The 15,974-nt window shown below is 73.4% G+C and carries 14 protein-coding genes; 5 read left to right on the top strand and 9 right to left on the bottom strand.

Translation table 11 applies throughout. From position 1 onward, the window contains the following. Positions 1-16 precede the first annotated feature (16 nt). The 9 genes from ABT137_RS45080 to ABT137_RS45040 all read right to left on the bottom strand — a co-directional run bounded on the left by ABT137_RS45080 (position 17) and on the right by ABT137_RS45040 (position 10,538). Entirely contained in the window at positions 17-2,125 is a 2,109-nt protein-coding gene (locus ABT137_RS45080) for a phage tail protein (protein ID WP_351718469.1), read from the bottom strand. Beyond that, positions 2,122-4,593, bottom strand: coding sequence for a putative baseplate assembly protein (locus ABT137_RS45075; RefSeq protein WP_351718466.1), 2,472 nt, complete (start codon positions 4,591-4,593; stop codon positions 2,122-2,124). The genes ABT137_RS45080 and ABT137_RS45075 overlap by 4 nt, the downstream gene beginning before the upstream one ends. Beyond that, positions 4,590-7,049, bottom strand: a complete 2,460-nt coding sequence (locus ABT137_RS45070) for a putative baseplate assembly protein (RefSeq protein WP_351718465.1) — start codon at positions 7,047-7,049, stop codon at positions 4,590-4,592. The genes ABT137_RS45075 and ABT137_RS45070 overlap by 4 nt, the downstream gene beginning before the upstream one ends. Positions 7,050-7,062: 13 nt before the next feature. Continuing rightward, on the bottom strand, positions 7,063-7,419 hold the full coding sequence (locus tag ABT137_RS45065; protein ID WP_351718463.1) for a GPW/gp25 family protein: 357 nt from the start codon (positions 7,417-7,419) through the stop codon (positions 7,063-7,065). A gap of 3 nt (positions 7,420-7,422) precedes the next feature. Further along, entirely contained in the window at positions 7,423-7,755 is a 333-nt protein-coding gene (locus tag ABT137_RS45060; RefSeq protein ID WP_351718460.1) for a hypothetical protein, read from the bottom strand. After that, a complete protein-coding gene (locus ABT137_RS45055) occupies positions 7,755-8,252 on the bottom strand; it encodes a phage baseplate assembly protein V (protein ID WP_351718458.1) in 498 nt (165 codons plus the stop codon). Before ABT137_RS45055 ends, ABT137_RS45060 begins: the two co-directional genes overlap by 1 nt. Before the next feature lie 81 nt (positions 8,253-8,333). Then, positions 8,334-9,491, bottom strand: a complete 1,158-nt coding sequence (locus ABT137_RS45050; protein WP_351718457.1) for a hypothetical protein — start codon at positions 9,489-9,491, stop codon at positions 8,334-8,336. 37 nt (positions 9,492-9,528) lie between these two features. Continuing rightward, positions 9,529-9,837, bottom strand: coding sequence for a hypothetical protein (locus tag ABT137_RS45045; RefSeq protein ID WP_351718454.1), 309 nt, complete (start codon positions 9,835-9,837; stop codon positions 9,529-9,531). Further along, positions 9,834-10,538: a hypothetical protein gene (locus ABT137_RS45040; protein WP_351718452.1), complete on the bottom strand. Its 705-nt coding sequence runs from the start codon at positions 10,536-10,538 to the stop codon at positions 9,834-9,836. Before ABT137_RS45040 ends, ABT137_RS45045 begins: the two co-directional genes overlap by 4 nt. A gap of 355 nt (positions 10,539-10,893) precedes the next feature. On the opposite strand from ABT137_RS45040, the gene ABT137_RS45035 reads away from it, so the two are divergent. The 5 genes from ABT137_RS45035 (at position 10,894) to ABT137_RS45015 (ending at position 15,946) form a co-directional block, all read left to right on the top strand. Next, entirely contained in the window at positions 10,894-11,796 is a 903-nt protein-coding gene (locus ABT137_RS45035) for an RNA repair domain-containing protein (protein WP_502984678.1), read from the top strand. 592 nt (positions 11,797-12,388) lie between these two features. After that, positions 12,389-13,594, top strand: coding sequence for a L,D-transpeptidase (locus ABT137_RS45030; RefSeq protein WP_351718451.1), 1,206 nt, complete (start codon positions 12,389-12,391; stop codon positions 13,592-13,594). Between the two features lie 413 nt (positions 13,595-14,007). Further along, entirely contained in the window at positions 14,008-14,346 is a 339-nt protein-coding gene (locus tag ABT137_RS45025) for an antibiotic biosynthesis monooxygenase family protein (RefSeq protein WP_351718449.1), read from the top strand. Further along, positions 14,343-15,230: an NAD(P)-dependent oxidoreductase gene (locus ABT137_RS45020; protein WP_351718448.1), complete on the top strand. Its 888-nt coding sequence runs from the start codon at positions 14,343-14,345 to the stop codon at positions 15,228-15,230. The genes ABT137_RS45025 and ABT137_RS45020 overlap by 4 nt, the downstream gene beginning before the upstream one ends. Beyond that, complete coding sequence (locus tag ABT137_RS45015) at positions 15,227-15,946, top strand: amidohydrolase family protein (RefSeq protein WP_351718447.1); 720 nt, start codon at positions 15,227-15,229, stop codon at positions 15,944-15,946. Before ABT137_RS45020 ends, ABT137_RS45015 begins: the two co-directional genes overlap by 4 nt. Positions 15,947-15,974: the final 28 nt, after the last annotated feature.

The following is a 15,974-nucleotide window of genomic DNA, read 5'->3' as shown; positions in this document are numbered from 1 at the left end:
AGTCCGCTGAGTCCGCTCAGTCCGCAAGGAAGACACCCGCCTCCAGGCCGAACCGCAGGTGGTCGTCGAGCCGGCCGGTCAGGTCGGCCAGCCGCCTCGGTTGCCGCACGAAGCGGTACGCGCCCATCTCCTCGCCGTTCTCCGCGCCCTCGGCGATCTCCGCGGGGCAGCGCGCGGCGAGCCGCCCGAAGCCGGGCGCGGCCGGGTCGAGGGCGTCGAAGGCCGGGGCGACCCGGCCGGCCGCCGCGTCGTCGGCGGGCTGGCAGCGGTAGCGGCGCGGGACCCGGGAGTCCGGTGGCGCGTAGCTGAACCGCAGGTAGCCCTGCTGACGCCAGACGACCTCGGCGCGGTCGCGCAGGATGCTGTCGCTGACCGTCAGGCTGCGGGCGCTGGTGCGGCCCAGTACGGTGCTCGCCTCGATCCCGACGTCCGCCGGCTGCGCGTCGAGGGCGAGGCCGCCGGCGCGGGGACCGACGATGCTGTCGGCCAGATCCAGCGCGGGGACGTCGCTCAGCCGGACTCCGGCGCAGACGGTGCGCAGCAGCCGTACGGCCAGCCGCGGATTGGCCTCGGCCGAGATCAGGCCGCCGTCGGGGAGGGTGGCGGCGCGGTCGCCGACGAGGGTGCAGCCGGACACCACGAGACTGTCGAGGTTCCCGGGCGCGACGGTGATCCGGCCTTCGACCGACAAGCCGTCCAGGACCAGCTGGGACGGTTCCGGCACCTGGCCGCCGGGGGCCGCCGCCTCGATGGTGCCGGTCAGGTGCGGCCGCAGGCCGACGGCGCCCAGGGCGGCGGGGCGCCCGCCGGCGGCGAGCACGATCAGCCGGTTGCCCGGCGGGATCAGGATGCGCCGGGGGCCGGTGAGGTCCTCGTCGTAGGTGGCGCTGTCCTGGACGGCGATGACGCCGACCTGTCCGGGGCGCGGGTCGGGGCGCTCGTTCCAGGCGGTGACGGCTGCGCCGAGGGTGGTGACGGTGGGCACGGACGGGTCGCCGGAGCCGGCGAGGTCGCGGCTCACGGCGATCTGCCAGTCGGGCGCGTCGGGCCAGGGGGTGCCGGCGGCGGCGAGCGCGGTCATCAGGGTGGCCCGGCGGTCGTACGGCCCGGCGCCGAGGTCGCCCGGGGAGCCGTAGGAGTAGGCGACGCGCACCCGCTCCGGCGCGCTGCCGGGTGGCAGGGTGAGCCGGCCGAGTGCCGGGTCGACGGCGACCTGCGGGGCCGCGCCGTCGGACGGTGCGGGCGGGCGGTCCCAGTCGGTGAGGTCGGCGCAGATCAGCCGGGCGGGCTCGACCGGGCCGTCGGGCAGCGTCACCGTCAGCAGCGGGTCGGGTCCGTCGAGCAGCGTGGACGGGGATCCGGCGCGGAGCGCCACCAGTTCCTGATGCAGCCTCAGGCGGCGCAGCGGGGCCGGGGCGTCGGTCTCCGCTGCGGGGGCCGCGGCCGAACGGGGCCGGCTGAACAGCGGCAGGTCGCGCCCGGCCGGGTCGAACGTCCAGCGGCCGGCCGCCGCATCCACCGCCCGGGCGTCCACGCCGGTGCAGGGATGGGCGGCGAGCCGCCACAGGTGCAGGCCGACCACGCCGATGTTGTGCCGGCCACGCCCGCGGTCGGCGTGGCGGACGTCCACGGTGCGGGCGGTCCGGTCGAAGGGGGTGCCGATGAGGGCCAGCCGGGCGGTGTCCCGCAGGTCGGGGGTGCGGACGTCGCCGGGGCGCGGATGGTTGACGTTCTGGGTGGTGCCCAGCAGCCGGAAGTACTCCACGACCCGGACCGGCCGGCCGGTGATGTCGCGGGCGGCCTCCTCCAGCGCGCCGGGGGTGCCCTTGCGCCGCCGGTTGGCGAGGGTGTGGGCGACCAGGGCGCGGCGCGGGACCGCGCCGCCGGGTCCGCCGGTGAGGTTGCCCGGCCCCAGCAGGTCGGCGAGGTACGGCAGCACCCATGCGGCGCAGGTCTCGACGAACCAGTTGTCGTAGAGCCCGTCGATGTCCTCGCGCAGGCGCAGCAGTTCCTCCTCGACCACCTCCAGCAGGGACCGCAGAGGGTGGCCGAGTTCGGCGTCGCGGCTGCGGTGGACCTCGGGCAGCAGCCGGTAGACGGGGCGGTCGGGGTCGGCGGGGGTCACGGCACCAGCTCCGTCACGGTGATCCGGCCGGGATCGGCCAGCAGCAGCTCGGCGGGGAGCACCCCGGTCCGGCCGAGGCGGGCGGGGCGCGCTATGAGCACCTCGGCGACGGCGTCGCCGTCGGGGGCGTCGCCGAGGTGCAGCGCGCGTACGGTGGCGGCCAGCACGCCGGGCACCTGCTGGACGAGGGTGAGCACGCCGGAGGCGGGCACGGGCTGGGCGAAGTCGCCCCGGTCGAAGGAGTAGGCCGTGCGCAGCGCCTCCTGCACCGCGCCGGCGACCTGCTCCCACTCCCGGTCGGGGGCGGCCAGGACGGCGACGGCGACGGCGAAGGACAGTGGCCGGTAGCTGTCCAGGCCGAGGCGGCCGGGGGTCCGTCCGGCCGCGTCCATTGCGGCGCGCAGGGCGGCAAGCGTGTCCGCGGGCACGTCCGCCCCGCCGGAGCCGGCCACGGTGAGGTGCACGAAGGGGTGGCGCGCGCCCGGCAGGGCCGTGGCCGTGGCCTTGGCTATGCCGGCGAAGACGCGGGCGAAGTCCTGGTGGTCGTCGAGGGAGACGACCCGGTCGAAGGTGCGCACCGACAGCGGCGCGGCGGTCCTGCCGTCCGCCGGCCCTTCAGGGGCGGTGCCGCCGGTGGCGGGCAGGGGGTTGGTCACGTCCCGGATGCCCAGCGGCCGGACCGGGAGCAGGGAGAGCGCCCCGACGGTCACGTTGCCCGCGGGGCCGGTGCCGCTGCGGTAGTCGGCCCGGACGTTGTCCTGCCCGGACCGCAGGCGGGCGCCGCGCTCGCCGTCGCCGAACAGTACGCCGACGGATCCGTCGTCGCCGATCCTGACCACGTACCCGCGGTCGTGGGGGCCCAGTTCGTACAGCGAGGCGGCCTCGGTCCACTCGACGTCGTCGACCCGGACGCGCAGCGAGTCGCGTACTCCGCCGGGCACCGCCGCGGTGGTGTGGGTGAGGTCCCCGCGCAGCAGGGTGAAGCTCTGGTTGCCCGTCGCGCCGTCGCCGCTGCCGAGCACCTCGTCGGTGACGCTCTCCCCGGCGGTGGCGGCGACGACGTTGCCCAGTACCCGTACCGAGGCCGGATCGAGCGGCAGCGCCAGCGGCTCGGCGAGGGTGAGCTGTGTGCCGTCGGCGGTGGCGGCGCTGTCGGCGACGGTCACGGGCTGGGCGGTGGGCCGGCCGTCCGGGGTGCTGCCGGTCACCAGCACGGTGCTGCCGCGGGTCAGCTCCAGTGGCCGGTCCAGCAGCAGGTCGGTCCCGGTCACCGGTGCGGTGACCGGCTCCTCGGCCAGCCGGAGGCGCTCGCTGCGGGCGTCCACCGTCGTGGTGCGGCGGTCGAAGGGGGCGATCGGGCCGGAGCCGCGCAGCCGCAGCCGGGTGGTGGTGGCGGTCAGGCCGAAGTCGGCGGCGGCGGACAGGTCCGCCGTCACCACCTCGTACAGCTCCGCCAGGCCCGGGGCGCGCAGCACCAGCCAGGAGCCGGGCAGCACCTCGGTGTAGGGCGCGTCGAGGTCGAGGACCGGGTCACCGCCGTCGGCGGGGTCGGTGAGCGCGAACCCCGGCCACTGGGTGGGCAGTGGGATCGTCTCGCCGCCGTCCGCCGGGCCGGAGGGTGCGTAGTTGCGCCGGACGATGTCGGGCATGAGCCGCCAGTCCGGGGCGTTGTGGCCGAAGACCGCCGCCCGCTGCCGGAACGCGTACACCTCCACCGGCGCGGGAACGGCCGGAGCTTCCGGGTCGGTCAGGTCCAGCGGCTCGTCCCAGCGGACCACGGTGGTCGCCGGGCTCCCGGAGGCGTCGGCGGGGTGTGGCTCGACCTCGGTCAGCACCCGCAGTTGCCAGGGCTGCAGGCCGTCGGGGCGGCGGACGAGCAGCGGGTCGCCGGGGCGCAGGCCGGTGGTGACGCCGTCGAGCAGCATCTGGGCGGCGCCGGTGGTGATCCGCTGCGTGCGGCTCAGGCGCAGCCGCATCGCGTTGCGTTCGGCGCGGGCGGTCAGCTCCTCGGCCGTTTCGAAGGTCTGCGGCAGTTCGCCCTGGCCGGGGATGCTCTGCACCCGGGTGCCGGCCGGGACGACGGCCTGGGCGCCGGGATCGACGACGTCCTCGACGGTGAAGGACAGCCAGGTGGCGGCCGCGACGCCGGGAGCGAGTTCGTAGCCGATCGCCCGGGCGAGTTCGAGCACCGACCGGCGCTCGGTGGCGGTGCGCAGAAAGCCCTCTCGGGCGATCCGCTCCTGGTAGAAAGTGACGATGTCGGCGACCGTGGCCCAGGCGTCCAGCAGGGCGGCCGCGGGGTCGGCCGCGTCCTGCGTGGTCAGGGCGGGCAGCCGCAGGCGCAGTGCGGTCAGGGCGCGGTCCAGCACCTCGGCGTGCGTGCCGGCGCGGTAGGACAGGCCGGTGCGGCCTGCCGGGTCGGCCGGCCGGGCGGGGGCGGCGGGCGCCGCGGTGTCGTCGGGGTTCACGCGCCGCCCTCCGTCAGGAAGTCGATCCGTCCGTGCTCCGGCCGGCTGGGGTCGTTCATGCAGCGGGGGACCTCCTGGCGGCCCATGGCGATCAGCCCGGCCGCCCGCTCGCCCGCGGCCGGCCGGCCCCAGCGCTGGAAGCGGTTGGGTCTTGGCGGGGTGTCGTCGGTGTCGGTCCAGAGCACGCCGGGGACGCCCGAGGCGGCCGCGACCACGTGGCTGAGATAGACCGGCCGGCCGAAGGCGAGTCTCGCGGGATGGAAGAAGCCGGGGGTGCCGTCGGCCCGCAGCCCTGCGGTGAACACCTCCAGCAGGTCCCGTCGCACGTCGCTGCCCAGATGTCCGGGCGCGACGTGCACCGTCAGGACGATGTCCAGCGACACCGGGACGACCGCGGTCACCCGCACGTCCCCGCCGGCCATCCGGTAGTCCTCCAGGTACGCGGCGGCCCGGGCCCGGAACGCGCGGTCCGCCGGCAGGCCGTCGGCGCGCTCCACGGTGACCGTCTCGGTGTACCACGAGCCGGTCCAGCGACGGGCGGCGACCGCCTGCCGCACCTGCGGCAGACGGCCCGTCACCTCGGCGTAGTCGGCGTCGGTGACGGCCCGCTGAAGGACCCGGAAGGCCTGCGGCGCCCATTGCCGGACCTGCTCGACCGGTTCCGGGTCGGTGCCGCCCGCGGCCGGCAGCGGGTTGCCGACGCGGACGCCGGTGACCGGCACGGACAGCCGGGTGAGGGTGTCGCGGCCCACGTTGCCCGCCGTGCCGCCGCCGGTCCGGTAGGCGGCGGTGAAGGCCGTCCCCGGGACGGGGGCGCGGCCGCCGTCCTCGTCGCCGAAGCGCAGGTAGGCCCGTCCGTCGTCCTCGGTCTCCACGACGCACTGCGCGGCGTACGGGCCCGCGTCCAGCAGGTCGCGCACCGCGGTCCAGGGTCCCGTCCCGTCGTGCAGCGCGGCCAGCGCGGGCAACGCCAGGGCCGGGTCCACGGCGAGCGCCTCGGCGGCCGGCCGGCCGAGCGCCTGCCTGTGGTCGTACGGCACGGCGTGGGCGAGCCCGGGGCGCGCGAGCCGGGGCCGGTAACGGCCGCGTACCGGGACCTCGGCCGGAACCAGCGGCTCGGGGCCGACGAGGGTGCCGTGCTCGGCCGGCACGACGTTGGCCCGGGCCACCGTGGCCCCCACGGTGCCGGAGTCACCGTCCGGGAACCGCCACAGCCGCAGCGGGAACGGCGGTGCGTCCTGCCGGAACCAGCTCACCCGCACCAGTTCGGTGCCGGTCAGCGGGTCGGTGTCCGCGACCGGGTCCGCGTCCAGGCGCACCGCCCGGCGCCGGATCGGGTCGGCCGTCCCGGCGGTCCCGTCGTCGCCGAGCACCTCCTGCAGGACCAGCACGTCACCGGCTGTCAGGCCGAGCCCGGAAGGGGTGCCGACCAGGGTCGCCCCGGTGGCGCCGGCCGGCAGCCAGGCGCGCTCCTCGCCCCAGGCGTACAGGTCGACGGCGTTGCGGGCGCTGCGGGCGGTCAGCGGGTGCAGGGTGTGGAAGACGGCATCGGTGCCGCCGTCCGCCGCGCCGGCCTCCGTGCCGGCCGGGAACGCGGTGCCGTCCGCGCCCGGGTCGGCGTCCAGGGCGAGCCAGACCCGGGCGGCGGCCCCGTCGTGCATCGGGTAGTCCAGCAGCCGGGCGTGGCGGCGCACCGACACCCGGCGGCGTGCGGTGCCGAGGTAGGCCTCGGTGGCCACCGCGTCCTGGGCATAGGCGAGTTGGTCGCCGAGGTGGGCGAGGATCTCCGTGACGGTGACGCCGAGGTCGGCGGGGCTGCGGTCGCTCCAACCGGGCAGCAGCAGTGACAGCCGGTCCAGCAGCAGCCGGCGCAGCCCGGCGTAGTCGCGGCTGAGGTAGTCGGCGGCCGGCACGGGCGCGGGCACCGCCGGGACGGTGCGCGGCGGGCGCGGGTCGAGGTCGGCTGGGCAGTCCACCTTGAAGGTGAACGGCATCTGGGAATGCCGCGGGTCGAAGCCGTACCGCCGCGGGTCGGTGAGCACCAGGGTGTACGGGGAGAAGTCGCCGGCGGAGCCGGTGCGCACCACCAGCAGCCGGTCGGGGTCGGGCAGCGCCCCGAAGGCCGCCACGTCGCCTTCGGTGACCCCGTCCGGGCCGGTGACCTGGGCCGCGGCGAGGCCGCTCGCGGGCAGCGCCCACACCACCGGCACCGGGTTGAGCGTCCGGTCCCCGCGGACGCCGCCCACGACGGTGAGCGAGCCTGCGTCGAGACCGGCCGGCACCGGGCGCAGGCAGCGCACCAGCAGGGTCCGCTGGGGCGGCACCTGCGGCGGATGCCCGTCGTCGACCTCCAGGCCCTCGAACGCGTTGAGCGTGCCGTCCGCATGGACCGCCGCGAGCCGCAGCCGCGTCACGTCGCCGGACCCGCCGGGGGCGCCGTACACCGGGGTAGCCATGTCGGACGCCATGTCAGACCGCCCGGGTGATGACGGCGGTGACGGGGACGGGCGCCGTGCGGGTGCGGTACTGCACGGTGACCCGGACGGTGGCGTCGTCGGCGACGACGTCGACGGCCTGCACCTCGATCTCGGCTCCCAGCCACTGCTGCAGCGCCGCCTGCACCAGCGCCCGGGTGGCCGTGGCCAGTTCCCCAGAGGCTGGTTGGAACAGCAGCTGCCGCAGGCCGCTGCCGAAACCCGGCCGGTTGACGCGTTCACCGGGCGCGGTGAACAGCACCTGCTCGATCAGCCCGCGCACGTACTCGTCGTCGTCGGCGCTTGCGGTGCGGCCGCGGTGGTCGATACGGAAGGGAAAGCCGATGTGCACCGGTCACACCCCCCGCACCCGGCGCTGGACGGCCATCTGCACGGTCAGCGGGGTGCCGGTGGGCGTGCACACCGACGGGCTGTCGGACAGCACCACCGGCACGTCGCCGGCCAGCACCCGGGAAGCGCCCTTGGCCCACAGCGCGCTGACGCACGGCCCGGTGCCCGGCTGGGCGGGCAGCGGGCAGTGGCGGACGGTGTACATGTCGGTGGCGACGGTCACCGGGAACCCGCCGACCTTGACACGGGTAACGGGACCGGGCCCGGTTGCCGGCGTCACCTCACCGGTGTGCGCGCAGGCCACGGTGGTACCGGCGTGCAGCAGGTAGCCGGGCATCAGACGACCTCCAGGGCACCGTCGTTGACCGACACCGAGGCCGGGGTCAGCTTCACGCTGGCCTCGCCGTTGATCAGCTCGATGCTGTCGGCGGCCAGGGCCAGCCGCAGCTCCGAGTTCACCAGCGGCGGGGAGACCACGACGGTCAGCCCGCCGAAGCCGGGCCCGTCGTCCACGGTCACGGTCACCCCGTCGGTGCGGAACACCTTCGTCTGCGCGAGCGCCGGTGTGACGGGCAGTTGGCCCGTGCTCCAGAAACAGCCCGCCCATATCGGGTAGTCCGGATCGCCGCCCTCGAACTCCACCCACACGTCGGCACCCACCGGGGGCAGCGCGAACAGCCCTACCCCGGGCCCGGCGTAGGGCACGCAGGGCATCGCCCAGACCCTGATGCTGTCCCCCAGGACGGCCGGGCAGCTGACCTGCACCCGGCCCAGCTGCCTGGGGTCGGCGTTGTCGGCCGCCTTCCCCCGGTACTTGCCGTAGAAGCGGCTCATCGCGCACCCTCCCGCGTTCGGCCGGCGGCCCTGCCGCCGTGGATCATGGCCCGCTTCCGGATCGTCGGTGCGGTCACCGCCTCACCGCCCCGCCCCGGACGGCGGTGGCAGCAGCGGCACGGTGCTCCCGGTGCCCTCGCGGGACAGCGTGAACTGCTGGCTGTGCCGGCCACGGCCGAGGGTGTGGGTGACCTGCCGCACGTAGTACAGCCCGTCGTGCTCCCACCCCGCCCCGCGTACGCCCACCAGGCCGCCCGCGGTGAGCAGCGTCCCGTAGCGCAGGGTGTCCAGCGTCCCGGTGGCCACCAGCGCGTCGTTGGACGCCTCGGCCGTGCCCTGGACACGGGCGGCCGCCTGCACCGCGCTCGGCCCGCTCTCGCGGAACGCCACCGTGCGCACGTTCGGCAGGTTCACCGCCCAGTCGGGCGCGGCGGCCAGCGGCGGCCGCAGACTGCCGGCCCCGCGCACCGGCAGCACGGTGTCGCTCAGCGGGTCGAGGACGGACCCGGAGACCTGGACCGGGGCCAGCGGGTCGCTCCGGAAGGTGATCTGCTGCACGTTGGCGGCCGGACCGCGGCCGACCGACAGGGCGGGGGCCGGCGGTCCGACGCGCCTGGGAGGCCCCCAGTAGGCGGTGTTGACCAGCGGCGCCGGACCCGGAGTGACGTAGAAGACGTAGCCGAACCGCCGGGCCATCGCGGTCAGGTACGCCAGGTCGGTGCCCTGCTGCACCGGGGTCCGGTCGATCGGCAGCGGCGGGTCGACCACCGGCGGCGGGATCACCTTGGGCACCAGGCCGTACCGGGGGTAGCCGAGGATGAGCCGGGTCGCGATGGCCGCCTCGTCCTGGGCGGGGTGGGCGGCCGACTTCTCCTCCAGGTCCATCATCACGCTGACGTCCTCGCCGGTGACCGTGAGCCGGGTCGAGCCCGGGACCGTACCCGGCGTCAGCTCGCGGTGCGTGATCACTCCGTCCATCAGGACGAGCGGCCGGCCGCCCGTCGTGACGATCAGGACCACGCGGTGGAACGCCCGCAGCCGGCCGCCGGTCAGCTGCGGAAAGTCGACCAGCCCTGTGCCGCGGTCCCGTCCGGCCCCCAGCACCAGCTGGAAACCGGACCGGGCATCGGCGGAGGACGTCACCCGGACCTCCTCGATGCACCGCACCAGCTCCGCGGGAGCGGCAACGGGCACCGACGGCCCGAGAAGCACGGTCAGCCTCGTGCTGCCCGACAGCATGCCCGGCCCTCCCCTCGTGCCCGCCGCGGCCCGCTAATCACGGCTGCGGAAAGGGGACGCGGACGGTCCCGCCGATGCGGTCGTCGGCGGTGAGCTCGTCCGGGTGGATGACCAGGGCGGCGTCGCACACCCGCCAGAACTGCGTGGGATCGCCGAGGTACGCGGCCGCCACCAGGTCAGGCCGGTCGCCGCGGGCCACGGTGTGCAGCGCGAGCGTCTGAAGGCCGCCGGGCGCCGGCAGGAACCTGCGGCGCAGACAGCGCACCTCGCGGGCGCCGCCGGAGGGGTCGGGGACCAGGGCCGTCGCGATCTCGGTGGTGGCGTAGCGGCTCGTGGGATCGATCACCGTGCCGCTCCGGAGGTGCCGATGCCGGTCGCCGCGGCCCCGGCCGCCAGGGCTCCCAGCCGCAGGGGCGCCGAGACGCTGCCGAGCACGGCCAGCGCCTCCTTCGCGACCTGATGGACGAGGAACAGGTGATACCCCGGGTCGGTGATCGGCAGATCGCTGTAGGACAGCACCCGCAGCTCCAGATCCACCCGGGCACGCAGCGGGGTCAGGTCGGCGTCGTAGGCCTGCTCCGCGATCGAGAAGCCGCTCAGCCGCACCGGCAGCACCCGGCCGGGGCCCCAGACGAACAGCGTCAGCGGCGCCCGCGGCGGCACCAGCTCGATCGTGCCGAGCAGATCGAGCGCGTCGTTCGCGAGGACGGCCGCGCTCTGCGGGTACAGCATCATCTCCAGAGCCGAGAGCTGCGGATACACCCCCAGCAGCGCGGCCGCCGAATCCTCCGCGGCCGGCCGGTCGTTGGCGTCCAGTTCCACGGCGAGCGAGATCGTCTCGATCGGCGCGCCGTCCAGCCGCAGCGCCTCGTCGCGGGCCCCGCCGTGCGCGTCGTCGTCCGTCCCGGCGGCCGATCGCGCCCGCAGCCGACGGGTCATCTCCTCCGGGTTGTACTGGAACACCACCGTGGAGGCCACGGGGTTGCTCTCGTCCACCGCGACCAGGGCGCCCCGCAAGGCCCGGGGAACGTCCGTCACCCCGGTCATGGGCACCCACCGCACCTTCCACCCCGGATCCGCATACGGTGATGGTGAACTGGCCCCGTCACCCCGACGTCACAGTGCCGTCACGGCCCTCGTCTCTCGGCTTTCCCGGCCGTCGGGTGGAACGGCGACACGCCATGGCGGCACCAGACTTCGACTCCCCGACCTGCACGGTTGTAAGTGGCAAGACGTCAGATGACCCCGCAGAATCCAGCGGAACGTCCAACGGAGCGAAGCCGGGCCGTAGCGCCTTCTGGGTCCGGAGCCTGTCATGGGAGAGGGGCGGTTCGAACCGTTCCACGAGACCGGGTGCGCGGCACCCTGGAGGAGGAGGTGTGACGGCGGGAGAGGAAGCGTGATGCGAACCAGCGACGAGATCTATCACCGGGTCCGCTGGGACCCGCGGTTCGACCCGGCCCGGTTCGTACTGGGGATCAGCCAGCGCAAGGGTGCCTCCAAACGCATCGCGCTGCCCTCCTTCGTGCCCGGGGGCGACATCCCGTGGCACCGGGTGGTGTTCATCGAGGCGGACGGCGAGGTGGTCTGGGACCGGGCGACAGGGGTGGACCGCATCGACGTGTCGGGCGCCGGCCGCGTGCGGAACCCTCAAGCGGACCCGAGCATCGGGCGGGGAGAACCCGTCGGCGTCCTCGGCTTGTCCCTGACGGCCCGCACAGCGGTGGCCTGGATCCCGCCCGCGGAGCTGTGGCCGCCGATCCAGGACATCCGCCGGGATTACGATCCGCAGATCCACCGCTGGCCGCCACACGTCAATGTGCTCTTCCCCTTCGTACGGGAGTCCGACTTCGAGCGGGCCGCCGCGCTGCTCGCCGCGGCGACGGCCGAGACGCCGATCTTCACCGCCCGGCTGGACGGGGTGCGGACCTTCCAGCACCGGGCCTACTCCACCGTGTGGCTCGACCCCACGGCGGCAGGCAAGGCACCGTGGGCGGACCTGCACCGCGTACTGCAGCAGCGGTTCCCGCGCTGCCATGGGCCCGCCAAGAACTTCACCCCGCACCTGTCCCTGGGCCGGACCCGGGATCCGCGGCGAGCGAGCGCCGACTGCGCCACCCGGCTCGACGCCATGACGGCGACAGTCTGGGAACTCGTCCTGCTCTCGCGCAGGGGTCACGGACCGATGCGACCACGGGCCACGATCGCCCTGCGCACGGGCGAGGTCCGCCGGCTGCCCGCGCCCGGCATCGAAGCGCCTGGCCCGGAGGACACGGCATGGCTCTCCGAGATCTCCGACAGGTGAGGCCATGACCAGGTGGGGCGAAACGCCGCCGGGGGTTCAGGTCGCATGGGCGGAGTGTCCGAGCCGCCGCTGACGAGCATGCCGTGCTCGCGCCTCCATCCCACCAGCCCGTGCTCGCCGAGCAGTCGGCGCCGTCGCCGATGCCGGCCACAGCAGCCCCGGCGGTCTCCCACCTTCGCAGCCTGGAGATCTCCCTGACCTACGATCCCGCGGACACACCCCGGGCAGGAGGGATCATCACCAGCCGGCCCGAAGCCTGCGCCACGACCTCGGCCCGGGGTCCGCTCCGGCGTCGAGGCGGGCTGGTACCGGGCCAGGTGCCGGTCGAGGCCTCTCGCCTCCGTATCGCCACACGGCCTGCACCGATCGGCGAGAGCAGATCGACCACGCGCCGTCCGGCCGTCGAGCAGAGCCTCGGCGACGCTCTCGCAACGTGGCATTCGCCATAATTCACCCACTTCAGGATGGATGGATGAATAAATGTAGTTCTTTGAAGTCGGTTGCACTCCTCCGGTAACCAGCTCCGAGGATTCAACGACCAGCGGCATGGGAGAAGCGTTTGATCACGGTACGTAAGCGAGGCATCGGGCGGATGGCTACAGTCGGCGCACTCGGCGGCGTACTCGCACTCACGGCCCTAGGCGGCACCAGCAACGCTGCCACCAGCGGCAACGATGCCGGGAATCAGCAGAAATCGTCTGCGCAGGTAGATCAGGCGGGCGCCCAGGACACCTCCGACGCCCGAATAAAGATCACGCCCGGTCAAGGCGCCTACGGCGTCGGGATCAACGGCCCCGTAGAAGTCACCGTCAGCAACGGCAAGCTCACCAAGGTGACCATGACCGCCGTCGCGACCGGTACCGAGATTCCGGGCACCCTGTCCGCGGACGGCACGTCCTGGAAGCCGAACGGCGCGCTGAAGCGGGCCACCCGATACCAGGTCGCCGCAGAGGCCGAGGACGCCAAGGGCCGCTCCGCCACCGGGAACGCCACGATCACCACGGTCTCCCCGGCCAACGACTTCGTCGGGCACCTCTCCCCCCAGGACGGCTCGACCGTCGGCGTGGGCATGCCAGTGACGGTCAGCTTCGACAAGGCGATCGGCGACAAGGCCGCCGTGGAGGCGGAGATCCAGGTCAGCTCCAGCAGCGGGCAGCAGGTGGTCGGCCACTGGCTCAACGACGCCCGCCTGGACTTCCGCCCCGAGAGCTACTGGAAGCCCGGCTCCACCGTCACCGTCAAGCTCACCCGCCACGGCATCCAGAAGACGGTCACGTTCAAGATCGGCCGGAGCCAGATCAGCACCGTGGACGCCAGGACCAAGCAGATGACCGTCGTACGGGACGGCAAGACGATCAAGACCATCCCGATCTCGTCCGGCAGCCCCGAGCACCCGACGCACAACGGTCGGATGGTCATCTCCGAGAAGTTCAGGCAGACCCGCATGAACGGTGCGACCGTCGGCCTCATGAAGGACGGCAAGCCCGCGTACGACATCAACGACGTACCGCACGCCATGCGCCTGACCACCTCGGGCACGTTCATCCACGGCAACTACTGGGGTGCCGACTCGATCTTCGGCAAGACCAACACCAGCCACGGCTGCGTGGGTCTCAACGACGTCAAGGGCGGCAGCGACGGCAAGCAGCCCGCCGCATGGTTCTTCGACAACTCGATGATCGGTGACGTCGTGATCGTCAAGAACTCCGCGGACAAGACCACACTGGCCCCGGACAACGGCCTCAGCGACTGGAACATGCCGTGGACCGAGTGGGTCTCGGGCAGCACGACCGGCTGACACCGCTTCGCTCCGCGTGCAGGAAGCCGACGAAGCCGGTTCTTGCAGAGGCCTGGAAAGGGCACCTGAGCTGGGAACACTCCCAGACAGGTGCCCTTCGTCGCTCGCGCTCGCGGTGAAGCCACGAGGCGAAACGCTTCCCCACTCGTCCAGCTCCCGCGGGCGGTTGCCGATCCCCGAGGGGCCCTGATCTCCCCGACACGCATCGGGGGTTGCAGCCCCCCGTTCGAGTGCGGCCGTCCGCGCCCGGTAGCCGGCGACACGCACCGCCTCGTCACTCACCCGAAGAGAGCAATCACGGTCCGTTATCCCCTTGTCCCCATTGCCCCATCCCCCATTCGGAGTTGCGTCCGCACGGGGGACATGAGGCCGTGGGAGTCGTGTCCTGCCGGATCTCACCCTCAGGAGGAGACATGGACACGAGGAACAACGGCCAGCCGGCCGACAAGCTGAGCGTCGTCTTCACCGTCCGAGTGATCGAGGGCGGCGAGCAGGGATTCCTGGATGTGTACGACCAGCTCCGCAAGTCCGTCGCCCGGACCCCCGGCCACATCGTCGAGAGGCTGGGAGCACCCGTGGACGACTCCCGGCAGTGGGTCATCACCAGCGAGTGGCAGACGGCCGGGCACTTCTTCGCCTGGCAGCAGAGCGCGGAGCACCGCGCGCTGGTGGCTCCGCTGCGCCAGTGGGTCGACTCGACGCATTCGCTGCGGTTCCGAGTCGTGAAGGAGACGACGGGGGTGACGTCATGACGCGCACCGCCAACGGCACCGTCGCCGTACTCGGGCTCGGCACGATGGGCTCCGGTCTGGCCGCCCGCCTCCTCGACCGGGGAATACAGGTCCGGGTCTGGAACCGTACCCCGGAGCGGGCCGAACCGCTTGCCGAGGCAGGCGCCTTCGTCGCCCCGCACCCCGCCGACGCCGTCGCGGGCACGAGCGCCGCCGTCTGCGTCGTCGCCGACGGCGAGGCCCTCGGCTCCGTGCTGCGCGGACCAGACGGCGTCCTGTCCAAGGGCTCCTATCCCGGTGTCCTCGTCTGCGCCAGCACCGTCTCCCCCGAAGAGGTCATCCAGATCGCCGGGGACATCCCCTCGGTCGTGGACGTGGGCATGCTCGGCAACCGCGACCATGCCCGTGACGGCGAGCTTCGGCTCTTCGTCGGCGGCGAGGAGCAGGCGTTCAACGCCTGCCGCCCGCTGCTGGAGGCGCTGGGCAAGGAGGTCGTCCATCTGGGCGCACTCGGTTCCGGCATGCGGATGAAACTGTGCCTCAACCTCTTGATGGGTATTGAGGTGCAGGCCCTGGCCGAGGTCACCGAGCTGGCGACCGCCTGCGGCCTCGACCGGCAGTCGGTCCTCAAGACCATCGCGGGCAGCGGTTTCGCCTCTCCGGTCATGGCGTTCAAGTCGAGGCGCCTGGGTTCCGGCCGTTTCGAAGAGCCGGACTTCCGGCTGCGGCTGATGGCGAAAGACCTCATGCTCGCTACCAAACAGGCGGCGGCAGTCGGCCTGAGTCTGCCGCTGGCGACCGCCGCGGCAGAGACCCACGTCCGTGCCACCGAGCAGGGACTGGGCGACCAGGACTGTGCCGCGGTCACCCGCGCACTCACACCGAAACCGGGCAGCGACACGTGATCATCGACATCCACGGGCATCTCTCCCCGCCGGAGGCGGCCGAACGCTTCCCCATGCCCCCGAGCTTGACCGACGTCGACGGCATGCTCGCCGCGCGCGCCGAGGCCGGCATCGACCTCACCATCATCGGCAGCCCCGTCGGCGCCGGAGCGATGGCACGGGTACCGGGCGTGGACAACTACGCGCAACCACGAGACCGGCTGCGCAGTTTCCACGCCTGGATGTCGGGGCTGATCGCCAGGTTCCCCGACCGGTTGCGCGGCTATGTGTACGCCAACCCGTTCGGCGACGACGATCACCTCGAAGGAGTGCGGGAGACCCTGGCGGACCCGGCCTTTGTCGGCCTGATCACCACGTCCAGCGTCCACGGGGAGCTGCTCGGCTCCCCGCGCGCCGACTCCTTCTTCGCGCTGGCCGCGGAGGCGGGCGTACCCGTCCTGGTACACGCCCCGGCCGAACCGGTCGGCACGGAACGGGTCGACGAGATCGGCTTCGTCGAGCAGATCGGCCGGTTCGGCGACGTCACCATGGGCATGGCCATGATCGCCTTCGCAGGGTGGCTGGACAAGTACCCGGATCTGCGGCTGATCGGCGCGACCGGCGGCGGCGCGATGGCGCTGCTGCCGGAGCGCCTGCAGACGGCGGCGCGCCCCCGGCACTGGGCCGGTAACACTTTGGTCCACTACTCTAGTATTTATTTTATTCATTTTATATAGTGCTCTGCAGTTTATTGTAATTAATAAG

Source organism: Streptomyces sp. NPDC001980 (assembly GCF_040296885.1).
Taxonomy (GTDB): domain Bacteria; phylum Actinomycetota; class Actinomycetes; order Streptomycetales; family Streptomycetaceae; genus Streptomyces.
The sequence above is the reverse complement of the archived record's forward strand: the minus strand, read 5'-3'. Positions and strand labels throughout refer to the sequence as shown.

Excerpts from the sequence above, each read along its gene's own strand:
- ABT137_RS45070 (WP_351718465.1), bottom strand. The coding sequence starts at position 7,049 with ATGGCTACCCCGGTGTACGGCGCCCCCGGCGGGTCCGGCGACGTGACG.
- ABT137_RS45060 (WP_351718460.1), bottom strand. The coding sequence starts at position 7,755 with ATGCCCGGCTACCTGCTGCACGCCGGTACCACCGTGGCCTGCGCGCAC.
- ABT137_RS45055 (WP_351718458.1), bottom strand. The coding sequence starts at position 8,252 with ATGAGCCGCTTCTACGGCAAGTACCGGGGGAAGGCGGCCGACAACGCC.
- ABT137_RS45050 (WP_351718457.1), bottom strand. The coding sequence starts at position 9,491 with ATGCTGTCGGGCAGCACGAGGCTGACCGTGCTTCTCGGGCCGTCGGTG.
- ABT137_RS45040 (WP_351718452.1), bottom strand. The coding sequence starts at position 10,538 with ATGACCGGGGTGACGGACGTTCCCCGGGCCTTGCGGGGCGCCCTGGTC.
- ABT137_RS45035 (WP_502984678.1), top strand. The coding sequence starts at position 10,894 with ATGCGAACCAGCGACGAGATCTATCACCGGGTCCGCTGGGACCCGCGG.
- ABT137_RS45030 (WP_351718451.1), top strand. The coding sequence starts at position 12,389 with ATGGCTACAGTCGGCGCACTCGGCGGCGTACTCGCACTCACGGCCCTA.
- ABT137_RS45025 (WP_351718449.1), top strand. The coding sequence starts at position 14,008 with ATGGACACGAGGAACAACGGCCAGCCGGCCGACAAGCTGAGCGTCGTC.
- ABT137_RS45020 (WP_351718448.1), top strand. The coding sequence starts at position 14,343 with ATGACGCGCACCGCCAACGGCACCGTCGCCGTACTCGGGCTCGGCACG.